This window comes from Mycobacterium sp. (assembly GCF_035506235.1).
Lineage (GTDB): Bacteria > Actinomycetota > Actinomycetes > Mycobacteriales > Mycobacteriaceae > Mycobacterium.
Genome location: NZ_DATJPU010000182.1, coordinates 1 through 23,566, shown reverse-complemented (window position 1 = coordinate 23,566; position 23,566 = coordinate 1). Strand labels below are relative to the sequence as shown.

The 23,566-nt window shown below is 66.2% G+C and carries 21 protein-coding genes and 3 pseudogenes; 13 read left to right on the top strand and 11 right to left on the bottom strand.

Features of this window, described 5'->3' with window-relative positions; all coding sequences use genetic code 11:
• Positions 1–2: 2 nt before the first annotated feature.
• On the bottom strand, positions 3–2,876 hold the full coding sequence (locus tag VMD50_RS17375) for an MMPL/RND family transporter (protein WP_325428979.1): 2,874 nt from the start codon (positions 2,874–2,876) through the stop codon (positions 3–5).
• Positions 2,873–3,295, bottom strand: coding sequence for an MmpS family transport accessory protein (locus VMD50_RS17370; RefSeq protein WP_325428977.1), 423 nt, complete (start codon positions 3,293–3,295; stop codon positions 2,873–2,875). The genes VMD50_RS17375 and VMD50_RS17370 overlap by 4 nt, the downstream gene beginning before the upstream one ends.
• Positions 3,296–3,530: 235 nt before the next feature.
• Between VMD50_RS17370 and VMD50_RS17365 the strand changes: the two are divergent.
• Positions 3,531–4,649 (top strand): annotated as a pseudogene (locus VMD50_RS17365) (MMPL family transporter); the annotation flags it as partial.
• Positions 4,650–4,656: 7 nt separating this feature from the next.
• On the opposite strand, the gene VMD50_RS17360 reads toward VMD50_RS17365, so the two are convergent.
• From VMD50_RS17360 to VMD50_RS17345, 4 genes are all read right to left on the bottom strand, one after another.
• On the bottom strand, positions 4,657–5,010 hold the full coding sequence (locus VMD50_RS17360) for a hypothetical protein (protein ID WP_325428975.1): 354 nt from the start codon (positions 5,008–5,010) through the stop codon (positions 4,657–4,659).
• A 133-nt stretch (positions 5,011–5,143) separates the two neighbouring features.
• Positions 5,144–5,602: a DUF5078 domain-containing protein gene (locus tag VMD50_RS17355; protein ID WP_325428973.1), complete on the bottom strand. Its 459-nt coding sequence runs from the start codon at positions 5,600–5,602 to the stop codon at positions 5,144–5,146.
• 66 nt (positions 5,603–5,668) lie between these two features.
• Positions 5,669–6,580, bottom strand: a complete 912-nt coding sequence (locus VMD50_RS17350) for a crotonase/enoyl-CoA hydratase family protein (protein WP_325428971.1) — start codon at positions 6,578–6,580, stop codon at positions 5,669–5,671.
• A 7-nt stretch (positions 6,581–6,587) separates the two neighbouring features.
• Positions 6,588–6,899, bottom strand: a complete 312-nt coding sequence (locus VMD50_RS17345) for a hypothetical protein (RefSeq protein WP_325428969.1) — start codon at positions 6,897–6,899, stop codon at positions 6,588–6,590.
• Between the two features lie 189 nt (positions 6,900–7,088).
• Between VMD50_RS17345 and VMD50_RS17340 the strand changes: the two genes are divergently transcribed.
• Positions 7,089–8,360: a hypothetical protein gene (locus VMD50_RS17340; protein WP_325429007.1), complete on the top strand. Its 1,272-nt coding sequence runs from the start codon at positions 7,089–7,091 to the stop codon at positions 8,358–8,360.
• A gap of 4 nt (positions 8,361–8,364) precedes the next feature.
• Here the strand turns inward: VMD50_RS17340 and VMD50_RS17335 are convergent, their stop codons facing one another.
• The gene (locus VMD50_RS17335; protein ID WP_325428967.1) at positions 8,365–8,607 is read right to left on the bottom strand and encodes a hypothetical protein; all 243 of its coding nucleotides are present in this window, start codon (positions 8,605–8,607) and stop codon (positions 8,365–8,367) included.
• Between the two features lie 363 nt (positions 8,608–8,970).
• Here VMD50_RS17335 and VMD50_RS17330 point away from each other — a divergent pair, with 363 nt between their 5' ends.
• A complete protein-coding gene (locus VMD50_RS17330) occupies positions 8,971–9,771 on the top strand; it encodes a cell division protein DivIVA (RefSeq protein ID WP_325429005.1) in 801 nt (266 codons plus the stop codon).
• A gap of 95 nt (positions 9,772–9,866) precedes the next feature.
• On the opposite strand, the gene VMD50_RS17325 is transcribed toward VMD50_RS17330, so the two are convergent.
• On the bottom strand, positions 9,867–10,262 hold the full coding sequence (locus VMD50_RS17325) for a DUF732 domain-containing protein (RefSeq protein ID WP_325428965.1): 396 nt from the start codon (positions 10,260–10,262) through the stop codon (positions 9,867–9,869).
• A 466-nt stretch (positions 10,263–10,728) separates the two neighbouring features.
• Here VMD50_RS17325 and VMD50_RS17320 point away from each other — a divergent pair.
• Both VMD50_RS17320 and VMD50_RS17315 read left to right on the top strand, forming a co-directional pair.
• Positions 10,729–11,421: pseudogene (locus VMD50_RS17320) on the top strand (SDR family NAD(P)-dependent oxidoreductase); the annotation flags it as partial.
• Positions 11,407–12,006 (top strand): annotated as a pseudogene (locus VMD50_RS17315) (AMP-binding enzyme); the annotation flags it as partial. The pseudogenes VMD50_RS17320 and VMD50_RS17315, both read left to right, overlap by 15 nt.
• A 68-nt stretch (positions 12,007–12,074) precedes the next feature.
• Here the strand turns inward: VMD50_RS17315 and VMD50_RS17310 are convergent.
• Positions 12,075–14,102, bottom strand: coding sequence for a prolyl oligopeptidase family serine peptidase (locus VMD50_RS17310; protein WP_325428963.1), 2,028 nt, complete (start codon positions 14,100–14,102; stop codon positions 12,075–12,077).
• A gap of 69 nt (positions 14,103–14,171) precedes the next feature.
• Between VMD50_RS17310 and exaC the strand changes: the two genes are divergently transcribed.
• Genes exaC through VMD50_RS17280 form a run of 6 tightly spaced genes read left to right on the top strand, consistent with a single transcriptional unit; the run spans position 14,172 to position 18,779 of the window.
• The gene (gene exaC / locus VMD50_RS17305) at positions 14,172–15,695 is read left to right on the top strand and encodes an acetaldehyde dehydrogenase ExaC (RefSeq protein ID WP_325428961.1); all 1,524 of its coding nucleotides are present in this window, start codon (positions 14,172–14,174) and stop codon (positions 15,693–15,695) included.
• Positions 15,696–15,711: 16 nt separating this feature from the next.
• Positions 15,712–16,191: a DUF779 domain-containing protein gene (locus tag VMD50_RS17300; RefSeq protein WP_325428959.1), complete on the top strand. Its 480-nt coding sequence runs from the start codon at positions 15,712–15,714 to the stop codon at positions 16,189–16,191.
• Between the two features lie 19 nt (positions 16,192–16,210).
• The gene (locus tag VMD50_RS17295; RefSeq protein ID WP_325428957.1) at positions 16,211–16,489 is read left to right on the top strand and encodes a putative holin; all 279 of its coding nucleotides are present in this window, start codon (positions 16,211–16,213) and stop codon (positions 16,487–16,489) included.
• Positions 16,482–17,054: a hypothetical protein gene (locus VMD50_RS17290; protein WP_325428955.1), complete on the top strand. Its 573-nt coding sequence runs from the start codon at positions 16,482–16,484 to the stop codon at positions 17,052–17,054. The genes VMD50_RS17295 and VMD50_RS17290 overlap by 8 nt, the downstream gene beginning before the upstream one ends.
• A gap of 38 nt (positions 17,055–17,092) precedes the next feature.
• Positions 17,093–18,499: a dihydrolipoyl dehydrogenase gene (gene lpdA, locus VMD50_RS17285; RefSeq protein WP_325428953.1), complete on the top strand. Its 1,407-nt coding sequence runs from the start codon at positions 17,093–17,095 to the stop codon at positions 18,497–18,499.
• Between the two features lie 4 nt (positions 18,500–18,503).
• A complete protein-coding gene (locus VMD50_RS17280) occupies positions 18,504–18,779 on the top strand; it encodes a hypothetical protein (protein ID WP_325428951.1) in 276 nt (91 codons plus the stop codon).
• On the opposite strand, the gene VMD50_RS17275 is transcribed toward VMD50_RS17280, so the two are convergent.
• Together VMD50_RS17275 and ramB are read right to left on the bottom strand one after the other, a co-directional pair.
• The gene (locus tag VMD50_RS17275; protein WP_325429003.1) at positions 18,776–19,267 is read right to left on the bottom strand and encodes a carboxymuconolactone decarboxylase family protein; all 492 of its coding nucleotides are present in this window, start codon (positions 19,265–19,267) and stop codon (positions 18,776–18,778) included. The genes VMD50_RS17280 and VMD50_RS17275 overlap by 4 nt on opposite strands.
• Positions 19,268–19,350: 83 nt before the next feature.
• Positions 19,351–20,775, bottom strand: coding sequence for an acetate metabolism transcriptional regulator RamB (ramB, locus tag VMD50_RS17270; RefSeq protein ID WP_325428949.1), 1,425 nt, complete (start codon positions 20,773–20,775; stop codon positions 19,351–19,353).
• Positions 20,776–20,936: 161 nt separating this feature from the next.
• Between ramB and VMD50_RS17265 the strand changes: the two genes are divergently transcribed.
• Complete coding sequence (locus tag VMD50_RS17265) at positions 20,937–21,740, top strand: acyl-[acyl-carrier-protein] thioesterase (RefSeq protein WP_325428948.1); 804 nt, start codon at positions 20,937–20,939, stop codon at positions 21,738–21,740.
• Between the two features lie 282 nt (positions 21,741–22,022).
• Positions 22,023–23,309 carry an isocitrate lyase gene (gene aceA / locus VMD50_RS17260; RefSeq protein ID WP_325428947.1) on the top strand — a complete coding sequence of 429 codons (1,287 nt, stop codon included), beginning with the start codon at positions 22,023–22,025 and terminating at the stop codon, positions 23,307–23,309.
• Positions 23,310–23,566 lie beyond the last annotated feature (257 nt).

Sequence of the window (23,566 nt, the reverse complement as noted above, 5' to 3'; positions counted from 1 at the left end):
GGTTAGTCGGTGTAGGCGAAGGAACGGGGTGTGGCCGGCTGCGGCGAGAACCGGGGCGGCCGGGAGCGCACCCGGATCGGCCACCAGAACCAGCGCCCCAGCAGGGCGGCGATGGACGGGGTCATGAACGCGCGCACGATCAGCGTGTCGAACAGCAGGCCCAGCCCGATCGTCGTCCCCACCTGCCCGATGATCCGGACATCGCTCACGGCCATGGAGGCCATCGTGAACGCGAACACCAGGCCCGCGTTGGTCACCACCTTGCCGGTGCCGCCCATCGACCGGATGATGCCCGTGTTCAGGCCGGCGTGGATCTCCTGCTTGAACCGCGAGACCAGCAGCAGGTTGTAGTCGGACCCCACGGCCAGCAACACGATGACCGACATCGCGAGCACCAGCCAGTGCAGTTCGATGCCGAGGATGTGCTGCCAGAAAAGCACCGATAGTCCGAAGGACGCCCCCAGGGAAATGGCCACCGTGCCCACGATGACCGCGGCGGCGACCAGGGCGCGGGTGAGGATCAGCATGATGATGAAAATGAGGCACAGCGAGGAAATGCCGGCGATCACCAGGTCCCATCTGGCGCCATCGGAGATGTCCCTGAAGACGGCACCCGTTCCGGCCAGATAGATCTTCGCGTCCTCCAAAGGTGTTCCCTTGAGCGACTCTTCGGCCGCGGTGCGGATCTTGTCGATGCTCGCGATGCCCTCGGCCGATGCGGGATCGCCGCGATGCAGGATGATGAAGCGTGCCGCGTGCCCGTCCGGGGACAGGAAGCTGTTCATCGCGCGCTTGAAGTCCTTGTTTTTGAAGACCTCTGGCGGCAGGTAGAACGAGTCGTCGTTCTTGGAGGCGTCGAAGGCGTGGCCCATCGCCGTCGCGTTGTCGCTCATCTCGTCCATCTGAGCGAAGATCCCGGCCATGGTGCTGTGCATGTCCAGCATCATGGTCCGCATGTTCTCCATGGTCGCGATCATCGGCGGGAACTGGGCGACCATCTGCGGCATCAGCAGATCCAGGTCCTTGATGTCACCGACCAACGTGTTGAGCTTGTCGGTGATCTGATCGACGCCGTCCAGCGCATCGAATATCTGGCGGATCGACCAGCAGATCGGAATGTCGAAACAGTGTCTCTCCCAATAGAAATAGCTGCGGATCGGCCGCCAGAAATCGTCGAAGTCCGCGATGCGGTCGCGCAGCTCATTGGTGATCTGCTGCATCTGTTCGGTGTCGCCGACCATCCGGTGGGTGGTGGCGACGAGGAGCGTCATCAGCTCGTACATCCGTCGCATGTTGGCGATGGTCTTGGTCATCTCGTCGGCCTGCTTGAGCATGTTGTCCATCTGGTCGCGCTGGTATTTCATGCTCTGCATCTGGCCGGCGTTCTGCATGCTCATCTGGAACGGGATCGACGTGTGGTCCATGGTCGTTCCGTCGGGCCGGGTGATCGCCTGGACGCGGGAGATGCCGGGGACCCGGAAGATGCCCTTGGCCAACCTGTCCAGGATCAAGAAGTCGGCCGGATTGCGCATGTCGTGGTTCGACTCGATCATCAGGATCTCCGGCTTCATCCTCGCCTGGGAGAAGTGGCGATCCGCCGCCATCAGGCCCTCATTGGCGGGAATGGAGCCGGGCAGGTACTCCCGGTCGTTGTAGTTGGCCTTGTACCCCGGCAGGGTGAGCAGGCCGACCAGGGCGACGGCGCACGTGACCGCCAGGATGGGCAGCGGCCAGCGCACCACCGCGGTGCCGACCCGCCGCCAGCCGCGGACCCCGATCTTGCGCTTGGGGTCGAACAGGCCGAACCGGCTGCCGACCGTGAGCACCGCCGGGCCCAGCGTCAGCGCGACCGTCACGGCGACGAGCATGCCCACCGCGCAGGGGATTCCGAGCGTCTGGAAATACGGCATGCGCGCGAAGCTGAGGCAGAACGTCGCCCCGGCGATCGTCAAACCGGAGCCCAGGATGACGTGCGCCGTCCCGCGGTACATCGTGTAGAAGGCCGATTCCCTGTCCTCGCCGGCCTGCCGGGCCTCCTGGTAGCGACCGATGATGAAGATCCCGTAGTCCGTGCCCGCCGCGATCGCCAGCGAAGTCAGCAGGGACACGGCGAAGGTGGAAAGCCCTATCAGTCCGGAGTGGCCGATGAGTGCCACGGCTCCCCGCGCCGCGGTCAATTCGAAGCCGACCGTGACCAGCAGGAGGATCACGGTGATGATCGACCGGTAGACGAACAGCAACATGATCAGGATCACCGCCACCGTCGTCAACGTGATCCGGGCCGTGGATTTGTCGCCGCTGTGGTGCAGGTCCGCGGTGAGCGCCGCCACCCCGGTGACGTAGGCCTTGACGCCCGGCGGCGGGGGCACGCTGTTCACGATTTTGCGCACGGCGTCGACGGATTCGTTGGCCAGCGGCTCGCCCTGATTACCGGCGAGGTTCACTTGGACGGTTGCGGCTCTGCCGTCGTTGCTTTGCGCGCCCGCCGCCGTGAGGGGGTCACCCCAGAAATCCTGCACGCTCAGCACGTGCGCCTTGTCGGCGCGCAACTTGCGAATCATCGCGTCGTAGTACTTGTGGGCGTCGTCGCCGAGGGGCTGGCTGCCCTCCAGCACGATCATCGCCGAGCTGTCGGTCTCGCCTTCGTTGAAGGCGTGGCCGATGTGCTTCATCGCCTGGAACGACGGCGCGTCCGTGGGGCTCAGCGAAACCGACCGCTCTTGCCCGACCACTTCCAGCGACGGGACGAGCACGCTGAAGACGACGGCCATCCCGACCCAGAACAGGATGATCGGCACCGAAAGGCGGTGGATCGTCCTTGCGAGCCAAGGCCTTTCGGCGTGGGTGCCGGCAGGGTCGGCGGATCGTGTGGTCATGCGGACTTCACCACGCAGAAGGTGTAGGCGCGGACCTCGTTCGAAATTCTCTCGGCCTTGACCACGTCGTCCACCGTGATGCGGCAGCCGACGCTGTCGCCGCTGGAGCGCGCCGTGAGGTTTCCCATCACGGCCGCCTTGTCGGTGGTGATGCGCAGGGACCACGGCAAGGGCGCGCCGTCGACGCGCTGGGGGTCGCCATTGACGTCGAAGTAGCTGATGTCCGCGGTCGTCCCGACCGGGCCGAAGACCTCGTAGGCGATTCGTTTCGGGTTGAACGGCTTGGGGTTTTGCAGGTTGCTGTCGGCATACGATTCACGCTTTTCCGAGCCGAAGTAGCCGTGGACCCGATACACGATGAATCCACCGATCACCACGACCGCCAGGATGACCAGTGGGATCCACGTTCGGGACAGCACCTTGAGAATCTGGAATCCCTTTCAGCGGTTGGGCACTTCTCTGGGCGGATCGCCGCGCCGCGCCCGTCCGCCCGGCACACCGATCCCGGGGCATCAGCGCAGCCAAGGCTTACCTAAGTAAATCACGGCCGATCATCGCCTGGACGGGACCGTTGACTCCTTCCCCTCGCGCCTGGAGTGTAACGCATATCACGTGCGTAACGCGGAAAACTGCCCACGCGGGCCGTTCCAGTACCTGACGAACGACATATCCCAGCTGGATGCGTTGCTGCCGCAGCTGCTGGCGCAGATGCCGCCGATGATCGCGACTATGCAGACCATGAAGCAGATGATGCTGACCATGCACAGCTCGATGTCGTCGCTGTATGACCAGATGGACGTGATGAGCCAGAACTCGACGGCGATGGGTCAGGCGTTCGACGCCGCCAAGAACGACGACTCGTTCTACATTCCGCCGGAGGTCTTCGACAACCCCGATTTCAAGCGGGGCCTGAAGATGTTCCTGTCGCCGGACGGCCACGCCGCGCGCTTCATCATCTCCTACGAAGGGGATCCCGCTACGCCGGAAGGCATTTCGCACGTCGACCCGATCAAGAACGCGGCGAAGGAAGCCATCAAGGGAACGCCGCTGGAGGGCGCCAAGATCTGGCTCGGCGGCACCGCCGCGGCCTACAAGGACATGCGCGACGGGTCCAAGTACGACCTCATGATCGCCGGCATTTCGGCGGCCTGCCTCATCTTGATCATCATGCTGATCATCACCCGGAGCCTGGTCGCCGCGGTCACGATCGTTGGCACGGTGCTGATTTCGTTGGGCGCCTCCTTCGGGCTGTCCGTGCTGGCGTGGCAGGACATCATGGGCTTCGAGTTGCACTGGATGGTGCTGGCCATGTCCGTCATCCTGCTGCTGGCCGTCGGATCCGACTACAACCTGCTGCTGGTTTCCCGGTTCAAAGAGGAAATCCATGCCGGAATCAAGACCGGGATCATCCGCTCGATGGCCGGCACGGGTGCCGTGGTGACGTCGGCGGGGCTGGTGTTCGCCGCCACCATGGCGTCCTTCGTCGCCAGCGACCTGAAGGTCATGGGTCAGGTCGGCACCACCATCGCGCTGGGCCTGTTGTTCGACACGTTGATCGTGCGCTCGTTCATGATGCCGTCCGTCGCCGCGCTGATGGGCCGGTGGTTCTGGTGGCCGACGCAGGTGCGGACGCGGCCGGCGAGCCGGCTGCTGCGGGCCTACGGACCCCGTCCGCTGGTTCGTGCCCTGCTGCTCCCCAGGGATGAGTCGCCGAGCAGCAACGGTCAATCGGCGGACACGGACCGGTTGCGGACGAGCGCCCCGCACTACTGACCGGACGTCAGGCGTACGTGCGAAGCTGCACCATCTTGCGCATGACGTCGCTCAGCTTGTGCACCGGCGCCCCGCACGTCAGGCAGTAGCCGCCCGGGCAGCGGTTGATTCGATCCACCTGCTGCAGGACCTGGGCCTTGAGCCGGCGCACGCAACCGATGCACAGGATCTCGACGATGTTCCCGGACGGGTCGAGGTTCGGCCGGTTGCATTGGTCCACGGCGTGCCGGTAGACGATGTGCGTCGCCCGGTTGGCGCAGCCGGCCTCGGATTGGCACGTGATCTCGAGCCAGTCGAGCGCCGCGAGCGCGTCGGACTGGGGGTCGACGACGCTCATCGCGTCCTCGCTGGGGCGCAGCATCCCGGCATGAGCATGATGTACGTCCTGGTCGACTCTGGTCGCGCGGACTGGTGTCTCCGCGTGACTAAGGGAAAAAAGCGATTCCCGACGTGGCAGAGTCTAAACTCGCGGGCGAATAAAGGCCAGGGTGGATCTAGGACCAGTTCCACACCGACATGTCGCCGGGCGGGTACTGATTGCACACGTCGGTGGCCTTGGCGACGACGCCTTTGTTGTTGAAGAAGATCTTCATGTGATTGACCCAGGCGAATGTCAGCGGGTCGCCATTGTAGAAGTTCTCGGAATAATTCCTGCGGTCCGCCGGCGACAGCGAATAGAACCAGTGCGCCTTGTCTATCACCGCCTGCTGAAGGTTGGGGTGGTTGTTGAAGTCGATCATGTACCGCTGGTAGTACACCGGGCTGGTATCCCTGACGGCCGCCAGGTACTGCTCGGCGTCGCAGGTGGTCGCGATCTGCCTGCGGGGAACGGGAAAGTCTTCCGTGGAATCGGCCGCGGCGGTCCTGGGGAAGGTCGCAGCGGCGATGCTTAGAGCGACGAAAAGGGCAACAAGAACAACGCCTGCACGCAGGCCGGAACTCAGCCGAGACATAGTTGTAACCGTAACACTTCCGGGCCCCGGACACAGCGGCCTCGATCATATTCGTAGCTCAGCTCACTATCTATCGCGATCAGGCACGATGACGTGGCTGGGATCCGGCCTCAGCTCCGGCGGCGCCTGGCTGTAGTCGCCGAACGGGCTGTCGCGGCGCTCGACCGCGGCCCGCGCACCCTGCGTCTGGGCGGTGCGGATGAAGTCGAGCGCCTCGGGGGTGTTGCGCATGAGGCCGTCGACAATGCCGCCCAGTAACTGGGTGGACGCCAGGCCCATGTTCTCGTAGGCCTGGTTGACGATCAGCTTCTGCGCCCGCAATTGCGACAGCGGGATCTGCGCCAGCTCCGCGGCGATCTCTGCGACCCGCGCCTCTAGTCGCTCGAACGGCACCGCCTCGTTGATCAGCTCGATCTCGGCGGCCTGGACGCCTGTCAGCGGCCGGCCGGTCAGCGCGTGCCACTTCGCCTTGGCCAGGCTCAGCCGGTACATCCACATGCCGGTCAGGTAGGCGCCCCACATCCGGCTGTACGGGGTGCCGATCACGGCGTCTTCGCTGGCGATCACGAGGTCGGCGCACAGCGCGTAGTCGCTGCCCCCGCCGACGCACCAGCCGTGCAGCTGGGCGATCACCGGTTTGGTGGCCCGCCAGATGGCCATGAACTTCTGATGCGGTCCCGTCGGTGCGGTCACCATGGCGAAATCCTTGCCCGGATCCCACTGCCCGTCGGTGTTCATGTAGGCGTCCCACTGCTGGAAGCCAACGCCGAAGTCGTAGCCGGCGCAGAACGCGCGGCCGGCACCGCGCAGCACGATCACCTTGATGTCGTGGTCACGTTCGGCCAGCCCGATGGCCGCCTCGATCTCGTCGGGCATGGGCGGCACGATGGTGTTGAGGTGCTCCGGGCGGTTCAGCGTGATGGTGGCGACCGGGCCGGCCGTCGTGTACAGCAGGGTCTCGAAGTCGGGATTCGGCATGGCTTCCTTAAGGATCGGGCTGACGGTTTTCCGGCGACGACGCATAGATTCGCCCGCCGATCTTCAGGTAGGGCGTCGTCAGGTAGGCCGAAAAGACGACGACCGCAGTAAAGATCGCCGCCACGGCGACGGCGTTGGGCCAGATCTTGCCCACCCCCGCGGCGAAACTGGCGATGCCGATGATCGAGGTGGCCCAGTAGAAGCGTCGGCCCGCGCGGCGGTCCTTGATGAAGCGGTAGCGCGCCTGCGCCGCCCCGGCCACGATGAAGATCAGCCCGGTCGCCAGCAGGGTGAGCTCGATGCGTTCGGTCGCCGACATGTCGACGATCTTATGGCCGGTTCCTTCGCAGTAGCCGCTTGCAAGTGCCCCGCTTGCCCGCCAAAACTCGTCCGACAAGGTGGCGGGTCGCTAGCATTGCCAACCAGGTGGGGGTGTTGGGAAGGTCTGCCAGTGGGCGGGGCCGCGTTCGAGCGTTACCGGCTGCCGACGCTGATCGGTCAGGACGGAATGGGCAAGGTTATCGCGACGGCGGCAGCCGGGATGGCGTTCGCCGCCTTCTCGTTGGTGGCCACCACACCCGGTGTGGCACGAGCGGCTCCATGTGCCGGCGCAGGGGAAAACCCGGTGTCCTGCCAAAACTGTCTGCTTTACGTGCAGGAATACCAGACTTCGAACGTGTGCTACAGCGCCCCGCCCCCCCGCCGCGCCCAGCCGCCCCCGAGCAGAGTGCCGGTGACGACTCCGGAGGCCCCGCCGGAGCCGGTTCCGCTGGTGCCCGCGCCGCCGGTCCAGACGCCCCAGGTCGTCCCGCCAAGTCCCCCGACGCCGAGCACGGTTCCGGTGCAGACCCCGAAGATCAACCCGGGGGCAGGCGGGGTGCCGCGAAACGCTTCGGTGGTGACACCGCCGAAGGGTCTGGATGCCCGACCGGAGGCGGTCGCGGATGCCAGGGCCGCGCCGGCGACCCGGATCAACCCCGCCCGCCCCCTGGAGCCGCCGAGCCAGGTGTACGACTTCGCTCACCAGGTGCAGAACGTGGTCGACGCCCATAGTGGCAACGTCGACCTGGTCAAGGCCGACAACCAGGAGCTGGTGCGCCCCCGGCACTGGGACTACATCGACTACGACGACAACCACCGCCCGGCCCTGTACAACCCGCTGGGCGAGGCGATGACCTTCCGCTACTTCTACGACGGCGCCTATCGGGAGGCGTTCGTGCCGGCCGGTGGCCGGATCGTGCTCGATGTCGCCACCGTTGGCCTGTTCCCCTTCACCGCGGTCGGCTACAGCCATGTGGCGTCGGGCAGCTTCCATGGCGGGGCCTCGATACCGCCGGCGGGCTCGGACGGCCCGCCGCCGAACTACACTCCGCCAGCGCCCCCGGAGGTCTACCACGACGTCTCCGCGTATGTCGCCGCCGCCAACCAGACCGTGGTCGTCGGCCAAGTGGAGGTGGTACGACACGACGACAGCCAGCCGGCGGGCAGCCAGGACACCTTCCTGCTCGACGACTCCACGCTGGCCTGGGGTCAGGTGAACGATCCCACCAGCCTCACCCAGATCACCGTCGCCAGGACCCAGTCGCTGCCAAGTGCCGGGCCGACCGACAACGGCAGCTTCCTGGTGGCGCTGGCCGCTCTCAAGGAGCCCACCCAGCCCTCCGAACCCTGGTGGCCCTCGGCGCTGAGCTACGGGGGGCTCGCGATAGCGGTGGGCTTTGTCGCCTCGATGATCAATCGCCGGAAACGGAGCGCGGATCCGACGAATGAGACACCGTGAACCGCTACGGGTGATTCACGCAGAACGCCACGCACATCGCGTCGACGGGAATGGACACCCAATGCAGTTGCCCGTCCGCCTGGCGCTCGCAATAGATCGGGCCGGGATTTCCCCATACTTTCGCGCCTTCGGGCCCGCATGCCTTACCGAGATCGGTATCGGCGTGCGCGGGGCCACTTCCGAGGAGGACCACGATTGGAGCGACCGCCGTCAACGTCGCCAAGCCGACGAACCTCAGTGCTCGCATGATCTACGCCTTCCTCGACAGCATCCGCTACGTCACCGTCGAGCTTAATGGGCTCGATTTGGTGCGACACCCGCGACGACGTGCCCTGCGACACGGACAAGAGGCGGGGGACCCGCGCCCGGTTCCCGGCCGCCGGCCGGTCGTCCGTCTCAAAAGAGGGATATGAGAGTCTCGAAACTTCGCATCGGCATCGCCAACTGTGAAGCCAACGGTGCCTTGTGGAGTGTCCAATCGCTCGATGGACATCCGGCAAGAGCCCGACAAAACTGGGACCTCATCTGCGATAACACTGGTGTGCATGACCGTGAAATAATCGGCTCAGGAGTCGGTCTCACCGGGCGTTTCCAGAAGGGGGAATCGGCCGTGATAACGGAACCCGCAGTGATGTTCGATCGCATGTTCAGGGGCTACGATCCGGCTGCAGTTGATGCCTGCATCCAGAAGTTGATCACCAAGCAGCAGTTGCTGCTCGACGAAGTTCAGAGCCTAAGGGCCCGGCTCAAGGAATCTGGCGATGAAGCAGCCGCGCTGCGGATTGAGGTCACCGTCCTCACGGACGAGGTCGCCATCCTCACGGACAGCTCACCCTCGCCGCATGCGATGCAACAGCGGATGGCGAAGATGCTGCGGCGTGCTGTCGACGAGGTTTCCGAGATGCAGGCCGAGGCGCGGGCCGAGTCGGAGGCGCTGATCGCGGCGGCCGACGCCAAGAACGAGGCCGCGCAACGAAAGTACAACGAGCTTTTGGCCGATATAGCGGCGCAGCGAAGGGCCCTAGATGCCGCTTACGAGGAAACCAGGAAAAAGCAAGGCGCCGAACTGGCCACGATGCGCGCTGAAACCCAATCGGCCATCGATGAGGCGTGGCACAAAGCCCAACAGGAGCGCGAGCAGCTCCTCGCCGACGCCAAGCAGGAGGCTGATCAGTATCGTGAGCAGACCCGGCGGGCGGCGGACGAGGCGAGTCGGCAACGAATCACGATCCTGGAGCAACTAGTGGGCGTATACCGCGTCCTGGAGGGGTTTCCGGTCGCTCTCGAGTCGGCATACCAAGAGCGAAAGAATTGGCCGGAGACGAGCGTGGTGGTGCCGTTGAGACCAGAAAATCAGCATGGTGTGAGCCCCGGTAGCCTCGCCGCCGAGGGCGGGATAAAGCCGTCTTAGCCGCATCTCTGCGATGACGTTCGCCGCCGACGTAAGGGCCGCAGGAACAAGATTCCGAGGCGGGCCGCCAGGGGCGTGGTCCCCCGTCAGTTTCTTCATCGCAGCACCGCCTCAGCCGCGGAACCACAGGGGAAGCCGGCGGCGCTGTCAGCCCAGTGGCGAACCACCGGGATCAGGGACGGTCTGTAGGCGACCACCGCGGCGGCGATGACCACGCCCATGTCGTGCTGAGACATCCGCTCCTCGCCGGTGCTGACTATCGAGCCCACACTGGCGTCGTTCTGTGGGGAGGCGCTCAGTTGGTCCACGAGGTCATGAGCGTAGGAGACCATCGCCTCGGGATTGGGGTAGGACACCCCGTTCTGATCGAGCAACTGCAGATAGGTCACATCGGCCTGGGTGGCGGGGGCCGCTGACGCCAGCGCCGAAGCACCGGCCATCAGGCCCAGTATCGCCATCAGCAGCACTGCCGCCCATTTCAGAACCTTCATCATGTTCCTCCTTCACCTTCGCGGCACGACCTGCAGGACAACCCCGCCTCCATCGAGGCGATCAACCCAGAACGGCGCGTCGAGGCCTGCGAAGCAAGGGCTGCTCTTGATACCACCGTGCCGACATAGCGGGCCCACCGCCACCACCACCCACATTCCCGACGCAAATTCGCTCGTCCGCGAGGGCGAGACGATGACCACCGCCGCGATGGTGACGTACGCACACCACCAAATCCACCAGGCCCGAGCGCATCTGAGCGTCCCAAGTAGCATCACCGAGCCCGCGTCGGCAGGTCGCGGATAGGGCCGGCAAATTCGGCTATGGGCTTGGGGCGTCAAGAAAAAGGGTACACAGGCTTGCCTGCTTTCAAATGGAACGCACCCCCTGGCATGCGAGGTTTAAGGAGAGCGCGTGCATTCTTCGGCACCACAGCCGGCCGGCTCCGACGGCCTTAGGCCGGTGCCCATGAGGTTGACGGGCAAGGTGGTCGACATCCTCGTGAATCCGCCGCGACTGTCGGATCGGCCGAGGCTGAAGAGTGCGGTGTCCGGCAAGACCGTGCTGGTGACCGGCGCCTCCTACGGCATAGGTGAGGCGACTGCCAGCAAACTGGCCGCCGCCGGGGCGACCGTCCTGCTCGTTGCTCGGTCGGCGGATAGGCTCGACGAGGTTGCCGCGTCGATCGGCGCCGGCGGCGGACGGGCGGTCCCCTATCCGGCCGACCTGACCGACGAGGCGCGAATCGCAGCGCTGACAAAGCAAGTGAATGAGAATCACGGCCCCCCGGACATCGTCGTCAGTAATGCCGCCAAGTCGATTCGGCGGTCGCTGCGACTTCAGTACGACAGGCCGCACGACTTTCAGCGCACTATCGACACCAACTATCTCGGTCCGATTCGGTTGCTGCTCGGCTTACTTCCGGCGATGCGGGAGCATGGGACCGGACACATCGTGAATGTTTCGACCATCGGTGTCCGGATGATTCCGACTCCGCGCTGGGGGACGTACATAGCTTCCAAGGGCGCGTTCGACATGTGGTTGCGCAGCGTCGCACCGGAACTCCACGCCGACGGCATCGATATCACGTCCGTTTACATGGGGTTGGTCCACACCCGGATGAGCGAGCCCACGGCGGTGCGCGGCGGCCAGCCGGGGCTGTTGCTGAGCAAGGTCAGCAGCAAGCAGCCGTTCGAGGGCTACACCGACGCAGAGGCAAGCGAGAAGAAGCTGGTGCGCAACGCATTCCGCGACGGCGACGTCTGGATCAACACCGGCGACCTGATGCGTCCACAGGGCTTCCGGCACGCGGCGTTCGCCGACCGGCTCGGGGACACGTTCCGGTGGAAAGGCGAAAACGTCGCGACGACCGACGTCGAAGCAGCCGTATCGGCCGGACCGGGCGTTGAAGCGGTCACGGTCTTCGGAGTGCAGGTGTCCGGCGCCGACGGGCGCGCCGGCATGGCCGCCGTTGTGCTGAAGGAGGGCCACCAGTTTGACGGCAAGGCGTTGGCCGACACGGTCTATGAGAGGCTGCCCCGCTACGCGGTGCCGTTGTTTCGGGTGGTCGATTCACTGGATCAGACCTCGACGTTCAAGAGCCAAAAGAGCGGTCTGCGCAAGCAGGGCTACGGACCCGACGTCGGGGACCCGCTCTACGTGCTGAAAGGCCGAGACGAAGGCTTTGTGCCCTTTTACAACGACTATCCCGATGAGTTAGCAGCCGGCTCCCGGCCAAAGGACTGATGCGGCGGGACTACGGACTTATCACTGCCGATCCGCGGGGTCGTGCGACCGCTGGTCGAAGAAGTGCATCAACCGCGAGTCAGCATCCGCCACAGAAACGAGTAACTGAGCGCCGACTTGAAGGCGACCTGCTCGTTGTCGGCCGCGCCGGCGTGCCCGCCCTCGATGTTCTCGTAGTACCAGACCGGATGGCCGGCGGCTTCCAGGGCCGCCGTCATCTTGCGGGCATGGCCCGGATGCACCCGGTCGTCGCGGGTGGACGTGGTCAGCAGCACCGGTGGGTAGCGGCGCGTCGCCGAAACGTTCTGGTAGGGCGAGTATTCGGAGATGAACGCCCAGTCGTCGGGGTTGTCCGGGTCGCCGTACTCGGCCATCCACGAGGCCCCGGCCAGCAGCAGGTGGTAACGCTTCATGTCCAGCAGCGGCACGTCGCACACCAGCGCGCCGAACTTTTCCGGGTACTGGGTGAGCATGATGCCCATCAGCAGCCCGCCGTTGCTGCCGCCCCGCGCGCCCAGCTGCCCGACCGTGGTGATCCCGCGGTCCACCAGATCGGTTGCCACCGCGGCGAAGTCCTCGGCCACCTTGTGCCGGTTCTCGCGCATCGCCTGGGTGTGCCAGCCGGGCCCGTACTCGCCGCCGCCGCGGATGTTGGCCAGCGCGTAGGTGCCCCCGCGGGCCAGCCACAGCCGGCCCAGCACTCCGCTGTAGGCCGGCGTGTTGGCGGTTTCGAATCCGCCGTATCCGCTCAGCAGGGTGGGCCCGGGACCGTCGGCGTCGCTGCGCCGCACGACGAAGTACGGGATCGCCGTGCCGTCTTTCGACGCCACGAAATGCTGTGCCACCGAAAGGTTTCCGGCGTCGAAGAATGCCGGGGCGGACTTGATCGGGTCGAGCCGCGCGCCGGCGGCGCCGCGCATCAGCCGCGAGGGCGTGACGAATCCGCTGGAATCGAGGAAGAACTCGTCGCCGGTGTCGTCAGCGGCGACGACGATGGTGTTGGTCGCGGCCGGGATGCCCGCGACCGGTTCGCGCCGCCACTCACCCGGGGTGGCGATCTCGACGCGGCTGGCCACGTCGGCGAGCGTGACGATGAGCAGGCGGTCCCTCGTCCACGCGTAGTGGTTCAGGGCGGTGTGCTCGTCGGGCTCGAACACCACCGCCAATTCGGCTGTGCCGTCCAGGAATTCGTCGTAGTCGGCCGCCAGCAGCGAACCCGCGGTGTAGGTCGCGTTGCCGGTGTACCAGTCGGTGCGCAGCTCGATCAGGATCCACTCGCGGTGGACCGACAGGCTCGCGTCGGTGGGTGCGTCGATGCGGATCAGCTCCGGGCCGCGCAGCTCGTAGACCTCTTCGTTCCAGAAGTCGAGCGCGCGCCCCAGAAAGGTGCGCTCGAAGCCGGGGGTGCGATCCACCGTCGCGCAGACGCGGACGTCGGCGTGGGAGCCCTCGAAGACGGCCTGCGCGTCGGCCAACGGCGTGCCCCGGCGCCACCGCTTGATCACGCGCGGGTAGCCGGAGTCGGTGAGGGAGTCTGCGCCGAAGTCGGTGCCCACCAGTACGGCGTCCGGGTCGGCCCAGGCGATCTGCGACTTGGCCTCCGGCAACTGAAACCCGTCGGCGACGAATTCGCGTGTGGCCATGTCGAATTCGCGCACGATGGACGCGTCCGAGCCGCCGCGGGACAGGCCGATCAGCGCCCGGGTGTGGTCGGGTTCGATGACGCCGGCGCCGGCCCACACCCATTTCTCGTCGTCGGCGCGACCCAATTCGTCGACGTCGATCAGCACGTCCCACTCCGGGGAGTCGGTGCGATAGCTGTCCAGCGTGGTGCGCCGCCACAGCCCCCGCGGGTTGGCGGCGTCGCGCCAGAAGTTGTAGAGGAACTCGCCTCGGCGGACCACATACGGAATCCGGGCATCGGTGTCGAGCACCTCGAGCGCCTCGGCGCGCATCCGCTCGAACTCCGCGTCGCGAAACTTCGCCAGGGTCGGTTCGTTGCGCGCCCGCGCCCACGCCAGCGCCTCGTCGCCGGTGACCTCCTCCAACCAGAGGTAGGGGTCGTTGCTGGTGGGTTCGGCGGCTTCAGGCGTCATGGGAGCCATTCTGGCCCCCGGCGGTAGTGTGAGGTGTATTACACGAGGTCGAACGAGGAGTGAGAGCAGATGACTGTTTTCGCACGTCCGGGGTCTGCCGGGGCGTTGATGTCGTACGAATCCCGGTACGGGAACTTCATCGGGGGTCAGTGGGTCGCGCCGGTGGGCGGGCGTTATTTCGAAAACCCGACGCCGGTGACCGGCCAGACGTTCTGCGAGGTGGCCCGCTCCGACGAGGCCGACATCGACAAGGCGCTCGATGCCGCGCACGCCGCGGCCCCGGCGTGGGGCAAGACCGCGCCGGCCGAGCGGGCGGCGATCCTGAACAAGATCGCCGAGCGGATCGACGAGAACACGGCCGCGCTGGCGGTGGCCGAGGTCTGGGACAACGGCAAGCCGGTGCGCGAGGCGCTGGCCGCCGACATCCCGCTGGCGGCCGACCATTTCCGGTATTTCGCCGCGGCGATCCGCGCCCAGGAGGGTTCGCTGAGCCAGATCGACTCCGACACCGTCGCCTATCACTTCCACGAGCCGCTCGGGGTGGTGGGGCAGATCATCCCGTGGAACTTCCCGATCCTCATGGCCGCCTGGAAGATGGCGCCCGCGCTGGCGGCCGGCAACGCGGTGGTGCTCAAACCCGCCGAGCAGACGCCGGCGTCGGTGCTGTATCTGATGTCGCTGATCGGCGACCTGCTGCCGGCGGGAGTGGTCAACGTCGTCAACGGGTTCGGCGCCGAGGCCGGCAAGCCGCTGGCCTCGAGCAACCGGATCGCCAAGATCGCGTTCACCGGGGAAACCACCACCGGGCGGCTGATCATGCAGTACGCCTCCCAGAACCTGATCCCGGTGACCCTGGAACTCGGCGGCAAGAGCCCCAACGTCTTCTTCTCCGACGTGATGGCGGCCAACGACGACTTCCAGGACAAGGCGCTGGAGGGTTTCACCATGTTCGCCCTCAACCAGGGCGAGGTGTGCACCTGCCCGTCGCGCAGCCTGATCCAGGCCGACATCTACGACGAGTTCCTGGAGCTGGCCGCGATCCGGACCAAGGCGGTGCGGCAGGGCGATCCGCTGGACAGCGAGACGATGCTGGGTTCGCAGGCCTCCAACGACCAACTGGAAAAGATCCTGTCCTACATCGAGATCGGCAAGGACGAGGGCGCCAAGATCATCACCGGCGGGGAGCGTGCCGAGCTGGGCGGTGACCTGTCGGGCGGCTACTACATGCAGCCGACCATCTTCGGCGGCAACAACACCATGCGGATCTTCCAGGAGGAGATCTTCGGGCCGGTGGTGGCCGTCACCTCGTTCTCCGACTACGACGACGCGATGTCGATCGCCAACGACACCCTTTACGGCCTGGGCGCGGGCGTGTGGAGCCGCGACGGCAACACCGCCTACCGGGCCGGCCGCGACATCCAGGCCGGCCGGGTGTGGGTCAACTGCTACCACGTGTATCCGCCGCACGCGGCGTTCGGCGGCTACAAGCTGTCCGGTTTCGGTCGCGAGTGCCACAAGATGGCGCTCGAGCACTACCAGCAGACGAAGAACATGCTGGTGTCCTACTCCGACAAGGCGCTGGGATTTTTCTGACAATGGGTTCCTTCTGATGGTCGCTGGCGCCGTCATCACCCCCGCCGCCGCGGACCTGTTGGCGCGGCTACAGGAGCGGCACGGTCCCGTGATGTTCCATCAGTCCGGCGGCTGCTGCGACGGGTCGTCGCCGATGTGCTACCCGAGCGGCGACTTCCTGGTCGGTGACCGTGACGTGCTGCTCGGCGTGCTGGATGTGGGTGACGGGGTGCCCGTGTGGATTTCCGGCCCGCAATACGAGGTCTGGAAGCGCACCCAGTTGGTCATCGACGTGGTGCCGGGCCGCGGCGGCGGGTTCAGCCTGGAGGCGCCCGAAGGCGTGCGGTTCCTCAGCCGGGGCCGCGTCTTCACCGACGCGGAGAAGGCCGAGCTGGCGGTCGCACCCGTCGTCACCGGTGCCGCCTACGAGCGTGGCGAGCGCCCGTCGGAGCAGGGTCGGGTGGTGCCCCTGGATACCGCGGCCGCGCCGGGAACGTGCGGCCCCGGCCCTCGATGACCGCAGTAACCTCGTCAGCGTGATCCCGCTTCCGCGTCCCTGGTTGCTGGCCAGCGCCATGCTGATCGGTTGCGCGGTGGGGCTGTTGGCCGGGGTTGCGCTCACCGTCGTGGTCCATGCCAGGGTGCGTCCCAACGTCGTCATCGCGCTGGTGGTCGGGATCCCGACCGTGACCGGGCTGCTGACGGTGCTGTTTTCCGCGCGTCGATGGGTGACGATGGTGGGCGCGTTCATCCTGTCGCTGGGGCTGGGTTGGTTCGGCGCGCTCGTCGCCCTGCAGGTGGCCTCCGGTGGCTGACGACGACGATCGGGCGTCGAGCCCCGGGACCGAGGCGTTCGTGCCGGATTTCGAGGAGGAGGAAGAGGACACCGGCACCCAGTCCTTCGTCCCCGACTTCGACGACGACACCGGCTCGCAGCCGATTCCGCTCGTCGCGGCGGAGGAGCAACCGGCGCAGCGGGCGCCCGAGCCGCCCGCGTCCCCGCAGGAGGACGAGGCCGGCGCCGTACCGGTGCAGCCGATCACGGTTCCCGGTCGCTACCTGTACCTGAAGTGGTGGCAGCTGGTTTTGGTGCTGCTCGGCGTGTGGGCCGTGTCGGCCCCGGTCGGTGTCGGCTTGTTCTACTGGTGGTACCACTCGATCAGCAAGACCCCCACGGCGTTCGCGGTCCTGGTGTACGTCGTGGCGTGCGCCGTGGGCGGCGTGATGCTGGCGATGGCGGAGGGCAGGGCCCTGCTCTCGGCGCTGTCGCTCGCGGTGATGTCGGGGCCGTTCGCGTCCCTCGCTGCCGCCGCGCCCCTGTACGGCTACTACTTCTGCGAGCGGACGGGCCACTGCCTGGTCGGCGTCATCCCGTACTAACGGTTTCGTCGTAGGCAAAGGCCACTAGGGTAGGGCTCGTGACTTCCCACCATGACGTCGTCGTCCTCGGGGCAGGCCCCGGCGGATATGTCGCGGCCATTCGCGCCGCACAGCTAGGCCTGAACACCGCAGTCGTCGAGTCGAAGTACTGGGGCGGAGTCTGCCTCAACGTCGGCTGCATCCCGTCCAAGGCGTTGCTGCGCAATGCCGAGCTCGTCCACATCTTCACCAAAGAGGCCAAGACCTTTGGCATGAACGGCGAGGCGACCTTCGATTACGGCATCGCCTTCGACCGCAGCCGCAAGGTCGCCGAGGGCCGCGTCGCCGGCGTGCACTTCCTGATGAAGAAGAACAAGATCACCGAGATCGACGGGTACGGCAGGTTCACCGATCCGCACACGCTCTCGGTCGACCTCAACGACGGAGGAACCGAGACCGTCACGTTCGACAACGTCATCATCGCCACCGGCAGCAGCACCCGGCTGGTTCCGGGCACGTCGCTGTCGGCCAACGTGGTGACCTACGAGGAACAGATCCTGTCCCGGGAGCTGCCCGAGTCGATCATCATCGCCGGGGCGGGGGCCATCGGCATGGAGTTCGGCTACGTGCTGAAGAACTACGGCGTCGACGTGACCATCGTGGAGTTCTTGCCGCGCGCGCTGCCCAACGAGGACGCCGAGGTGTCCAAGGAGATCGAGAAGCAGTTCAAGAAGCTGGGCGTCAAGATCCTGACCGCGACCAAGGTCGAGTCCATAACCGACAGTGGCTCCGCAGAGGGCGGAGTCACCGTGACCGTCAGCAAGGACGGCAACGCACAGGAGCTCAAGGCCGCGAAAGTGTTGCAGGCCATCGGGTTTGCGCCCAACGTCGAGGGCTACGGGCTGGAGGCGGCCGAGGTCGCGCTGACCGAGCGCAAGGCGATCGGCATCACCGACTACATGCGCACCAACGTCGACCACATCTACGCCATCGGCGACGTCACCGGCCGGCTGATGCTGGCCCACGTCGCCGAGGCCATGGGCGTGGTTGCGGCCGAAACCATCGCCGGCGCAGAGACTTTGGCCCTGGGCGACTACCGCATGCTGCCGCGCGCGACGTTTTGCCAGCCGCAGGTCGCCAGCTTCGGGCTGACTGAGGAGCAGGCCCGCGACGAAGGCTACGACGTCGTGGTGGCCAAGTTCCCGTTCAGCGCCAACGCCAAGGCGCATGGCCTGGGCGACCCCAGCGGTTTCGTCAAGCTGGTCGCCGACAGCAAGTACGGCGAGCTGCTGGGCGGCCACCTGATCGGCCACGACGTGTCCGAGCTGCTGCCCGAGCTGACGCTGGCGCAGAAGTGGGACCTGACGGCCAACGAGCTGGCCCGCAACGTGCACACCCATCCCACCATGTCCGAGGCGCTGCAGGAGTGCTTCCACGGCCTTCTCGGCCACATGATCAACTTCTGAGCCGATGATTCGCAGCGACATCGTCATCGGCGTCATCGGCGGCGTCGCCACGGGTTATGTCCTGTGGCTGGTGGCCTTTTCGATCGCCGACGACAACGCGGCGGTGGGCCGGTGGGCCCCGACGGTGTTGCTCCTGTCGCTGGCGCTGGCGGTCTGCGCCACCCTGTGGGCGTCGCTGCAGCGCCGGCGCCTGAAGTACGCGTGGTCGGCGTTCGGCTTCGGCCTGCCCCTGCTGCCGGTGGTGCTGACGCTGGCCGTGCTGGCCGACGTCTACTTCTAGCCGGGCCTGTCCAAGGGGATCGCCAGCGCGGACATCGTCGCGGCCAGGCCGTCGTATTGGCTTGCCAGCAGACAGAATTCGATGAGCTGGCGCCGATCCAGGTGCGTCGCCAGCTGCCGCCAGGTCTCGTCGGTGACCGTGCGTTGCTTGATGAACTCGTCGGTGGCTGCCAGCAGCGCCTGCTGCCGGACGGTCAGGCGGGCCCCGACCCGGTCCAGCGTCTCGGGCCACGCGAAAATGGCGGCCTGCAGGTCGTCGTCCAGCCCCTGATTTCGTGCCATCCCGCGATGGTGCTGCAACTCGTATTCGCAACCGCGCACATGCGCGACCCGAAGGATCACCAACTCGGTGTCGATCGCCGGCAGCCGGCCCCGCAGCAGCCGGCCGCTGTACATCGACCAGGTCCAGAACAGCATCCGGCGCTGGCCCAGGGTGGTGAACAGGTGCATCTCCGGAACCCGCATCCTGCGCGCGGCCAACTTCGCCATCAACCAGTTGATCGGCCCGAGCTCGCGGAACCGGCCCGACGGGATGCGACCGGCCTGACCGGCTTGACCGTCGTGAGCCGCGGTCACGGTTGCTTCACCAGGTACGGGGACACGGTGCTGCGGTGCTCGTCGAGGTCGAGCGCGCGGCCCAGCGCCGGGAACGCCCGCTGCGGGCAGTTGTCGCGTTCGCAGACCCGGCAGCCGGCACCGATGGGTGTGGCGATGTTCTCCAGGTCGCCCGCCAAGTTCAGTCCTTCCGAGTAGACGAGCCGGTGCGCGTGACGGAGCTCGCAGCCCAGCCCGATCGCGAAGGTCTTACCCGCCTGACCATACCGCGCTGCGCGGCGTTCCACGGTGCGGGCCACCCACATGTAGTTGCGGCCATCGGGCATCTGGGCGATCTGCACCAGGATTTTGCCCGGGTTGGCGAACGTTTCGTAAACGTTCCACAACGGGCACGTCCCGCCGCTGGAGGAGAAGTGAAAACCGGTGGCGGACTGCCGTTTTGACATGTTGCCGGCACGATCCACCCGCACGAACGAGAACGGCACCCCCCGCATCGTCGGCCGCTGCAACGTCGAAAGCCGGTGCGCGATGGTCTCATAACTGACCGAGTAGAACGACGACAACCGCTCGACGTCGTAGCGGAAGTTCTCGGCGACGTCGTGAAACTGGCGGTAGGGCAGCACCGCGGCCGCGGCGAAGTAATTGGCCAGGCCCAGCCGGGCCAGCGTGTGCGACTCCTCGCTGGTGAATTTGCCCTCCGCGACCAGGCCGTCGATCAGCTCGCCGAACTCGAGGTACGCCAGTTCGGCCGCCAGCTTGAACACCTGCTGACCCGAGGAGAGGTGGTTGCTGATCTCCAGCGTCCTGGTGTTGGGGTCGAAGCGGTGCAGGACGGTGTCCCCGAGGTCGATGCGCCGCGTGATGTGTACCCCGTGCACCTCGGTGAGCCGGCGCGTCAACTCGCGGGCCAGGTCGCCGTGGTGCAGCCGCATCTTGATGGTGAGGTCCTCGGCGGCGGTGTCCAGCTCGTGCAGGTAGTTCTGGCGCTGGTAGAAGTAGTCGCGCACCTCCTCGTGGGGCATGGTGATCGACCCGCTGCCGCTGCCGTCGGAGTACCGCTCCTCGGTGGCGGCGGCCAGCTGCGCGGTGGTGATCCGGTAGCGCCGGTGCAGGTTGACCACGGCGCGGGCCAGGACGGGATGAGCGCTCACCATCTCGGCCACTTCGGGGGGCTCGACGTCGATGTCCAGGTCGCGGTCCATCGTCACCTCGCGCAGCTCGGCAACCAGCCGGGTGTCGTCCTGGGAGGCGAAGAAGGTGGCGTCCACCCCGAACACCTCGGTGATCCGGAGCAGCACGGCCACCGTCAGGGGCCGGACGTCGTGCTCGATCTGGTTGAGGTAGCTCGGCGAGATCTCCAGCATCTGCGCGAGCGCGGCCTGAGAAAACCCGCGCTCGTTGCGGAGCTGGCGAACGCGGGAGCCGACGAAGGTTTTGGCCACCCAAAAAGCGTACCGGGCGCTGCGAAGGTACGGTTCGCAGAGTTGGCACCGCGGCGGGATCCGTTCACGATTGGTGTTTGAAAGACGCGATTTGGCATCATTCGCAGCGGCGCCCGGGGTTAACCTGGGATACCGACACGGAGGGAACGGGGAGACAAGTCGTGAGCCTGGACAAGATAATGATGCCGGTGCCCGACGGCCACCCCGATGTATTCGATCGCGAATGGCCGCTGCGGGTTGGTGACATCGACCGCACCGGTCGGCTGCGGCTGGACGCGGGTGCCCGGCACATCCAGGACATCGGCCAGGACCAGCTGCGCGAGATGGGCTTCGAGGAGACCCATCCCCTGTGGATCGTCCGGCGCACCATGGTCGACTTGATCCGCCCGATCGAGTTCCAGGACATGCTGCGCTGCCGGCGCTGGTGTTCGGGCACCTCCAACCGGTGGTGCGAGATGCGGGTGCGCATCGACGGTCGCAAGGGTGGCCTGATCGAGTCCGAGGCGTTCTGGATCAACATCAACCGGGAAACGCAGGCGCCCGCCCGCATCGCCGACGACTTCCTGGCGGGTCTGCACAAGACGACCTCCATCGGCCGGCTGCGGTGGAAGGGGTATCTGAAGCCCGGCAGCCGCGACCTGAGAGCCGGAGCCACCGAGATCCACGAGTTCCCGGTCCGGGTGACCGACATCGACCTGTTCGATCACATGAACAATTCGGTGTACTGGAGCGTGGTCGAGGACTACCTGGCGTCGCACCCCGAGCTGGTGCAGGGGCCGCTGCGCACCACGATCGAGCACGAGGCGCCGGTCGCGCTGGGCGACAAACTGGAGATCATCTCGCACATCCACCCGGCCGGCTCGACCGATCAGTTCGGCCCCAACCTGGCGGATCGGCCTGTTACAACGCTCACATATGCCGTCGGCGACGAGACTAAAGCCGTCGCCGCCCTCTTCGCCCTGTAACGGGACGGGCGCCCCGCCAATATCTGGCCTGACCTGCGTAGATACGGTTACTGACGGGTAGCTTCTGAAACGGTTCAGTTAGTGTTAATCTTCGCAAAGTTCGCAAAATCCCCCGGAGTCGTTGCCGAAGTTGGCAAATGAAACGGGTGGACCTGCAGTAACAAGCTGTGCCATCTTCGAGTTAGCACGCCAGTGAAGTTGAGCCCCGAGCTACCGCCGGGCGGCGGGTGGCGTGGACGTTTAGCGATAACTCAGCAAAGAACTGTTAAGGAGTAAGCCCCAATGTCTGTCGTTGGCACCCCGAAGAGCGCCGAGCAGCTGCAGCAGGACTGGGACACGAACCCGCGGTGGAAGAGCGTCACCCGCACCTACACCGCCGAGGACGTCATCGCGCTGCAAGGCACCGTCGTCGAGGAGCACACCCTGGCCCGCCGCGGCGCGGAGGTGTTGTGGGAGGAGCTGCACGACCTCGAGTGGGTCAACGCGCTCGGCGCGCTGACCGGCAACCAGGCCGTCCAGCAGGTGCGCGCCGGCCTGAAGGCCATCTACCTGTCGGGCTGGCAGGTCGCCGGTGACGCCAACCTGTCCGGCCACACCTACCCCGACCAGAGCCTGTACCCGGCCAACTCGGTTCCGCAGGTGGTGCGCCGAATCAACAACGCGCTGCAGCGCGCCGACCAGATCGCCAAGGTCGAGGGCGACAGGTCGGTGGAGAACTGGCTGGCGCCGATCGTCGCGGACGGCGAGGCCGGCTTCGGCGGCGCGCTCAACGTGTTTGAGCTGCAGAAGGCCCTGATCGCCGCCGGCGTCGCGGGTTCCCACTGGGAGGACCAGCTGGCGTCGGAGAAGAAGTGTGGTCACCTGGGCGGCAAGGTGCTGATCCCCACCCAGCAGCACATCCGCACCCTGACCTCGGCCCGGCTGGCCGCCGACGTGTGCGGCGTGCCGACCGTCGTGATCGCCCGCACGGACGCCGAAGCGGCCACGCTGATCACGTCCGACGTCGACGAGCGCGACCAGCCGTTCATCACCGGCGAGCGCACCAAGGAGGGCTTCTACCGCACCAAGAACGGCATCGAGCCCTGCATCGCGCGGGCGAAGGCCTACGCGCCGTTCGCCGACCTGATCTGGATGGAGACCGGGACCCCCGACCTGGAGGTCGCGCGCAAGTTCTCCGAGGCGGTCAAGGAGGCGTACCCCGACCAGATGCTGGCGTACAACTGCTCGCCGTCGTTCAACTGGCGCAAGCACCTGGACGACGGCACCATCGCGAAGTTCCAAAAGGAGCTTGCCGCAATGGGATTCAAGTTCCAGTTCATCACGCTGGCCGGCTTCCACGCGCTGAACTATTCGATGTTCGACCTGGCCTACGGCTACGCCCGCAACCAGATGAGCGCCTACGTCGAGTTGCAGGAACGCGAGTTCGCCGCCGAGGAGCGTGGCTACACCGCCACCAAGCACCAGCGCGAGGTCGGTGCCGGCTACTTCGACCGGATCGCCACCACGGTCGACCCCACCTCGTCGACGACGGCGCTGACGGGTTCGACCGAAGAGGGCCAGTTCCACTGAGGACGAGCGGGCTTGCCCGCGAGGACGAAGTGGAACAACGATGTAAGCCACTGATCACGCCGAACGTGCACCTGCGGCGAAAATTCGGTCGAATTCTCGCCCTGACTACACGCGCGGCGCACTGAAAAGCAGTAGCAGTAGCATAGGCCCCGCCCGGGGCAACCTGGGCGGGGCCTATTGCGGTGCACCACAATACGACTGGAGATAACAACAAGTGAGCGACGCAGCGATCCAGCGGGTGGGAGTCGTCGGCGCGG

Excerpts from the sequence above, each read along its gene's own strand:
- VMD50_RS17375 (WP_325428979.1), bottom strand. The coding sequence starts at position 2,876 with ATGACCACACGATCCGCCGACCCTGCCGGCACCCACGCCGAAAGGCCT.
- VMD50_RS17360 (WP_325428975.1), bottom strand. The coding sequence starts at position 5,010 with ATGCTGCGCCCCAGCGAGGACGCGATGAGCGTCGTCGACCCCCAGTCC.
- VMD50_RS17355 (WP_325428973.1), bottom strand. The coding sequence starts at position 5,602 with ATGTCTCGGCTGAGTTCCGGCCTGCGTGCAGGCGTTGTTCTTGTTGCC.
- VMD50_RS17350 (WP_325428971.1), bottom strand. The coding sequence starts at position 6,580 with ATGCCGAATCCCGACTTCGAGACCCTGCTGTACACGACGGCCGGCCCG.
- VMD50_RS17345 (WP_325428969.1), bottom strand. The coding sequence starts at position 6,899 with ATGTCGGCGACCGAACGCATCGAGCTCACCCTGCTGGCGACCGGGCTG.
- VMD50_RS17340 (WP_325429007.1), top strand. The coding sequence starts at position 7,089 with ATGGGCAAGGTTATCGCGACGGCGGCAGCCGGGATGGCGTTCGCCGCC.
- VMD50_RS17335 (WP_325428967.1), bottom strand. The coding sequence starts at position 8,607 with ATGCGAGCACTGAGGTTCGTCGGCTTGGCGACGTTGACGGCGGTCGCT.
- VMD50_RS17325 (WP_325428965.1), bottom strand. The coding sequence starts at position 10,262 with ATGAAGGTTCTGAAATGGGCGGCAGTGCTGCTGATGGCGATACTGGGC.
- VMD50_RS17310 (WP_325428963.1), bottom strand. The coding sequence starts at position 14,102 with ATGACGCCTGAAGCCGCCGAACCCACCAGCAACGACCCCTACCTCTGG.
- exaC (WP_325428961.1), top strand. The coding sequence starts at position 14,172 with ATGACTGTTTTCGCACGTCCGGGGTCTGCCGGGGCGTTGATGTCGTAC.
- VMD50_RS17300 (WP_325428959.1), top strand. The coding sequence starts at position 15,712 with ATGGTCGCTGGCGCCGTCATCACCCCCGCCGCCGCGGACCTGTTGGCG.
- VMD50_RS17280 (WP_325428951.1), top strand. The coding sequence starts at position 18,504 with ATGATTCGCAGCGACATCGTCATCGGCGTCATCGGCGGCGTCGCCACG.
- VMD50_RS17275 (WP_325429003.1), bottom strand. The coding sequence starts at position 19,267 with ATGGCGAAGTTGGCCGCGCGCAGGATGCGGGTTCCGGAGATGCACCTG.
- aceA (WP_325428947.1), top strand. The coding sequence starts at position 22,023 with ATGTCTGTCGTTGGCACCCCGAAGAGCGCCGAGCAGCTGCAGCAGGAC.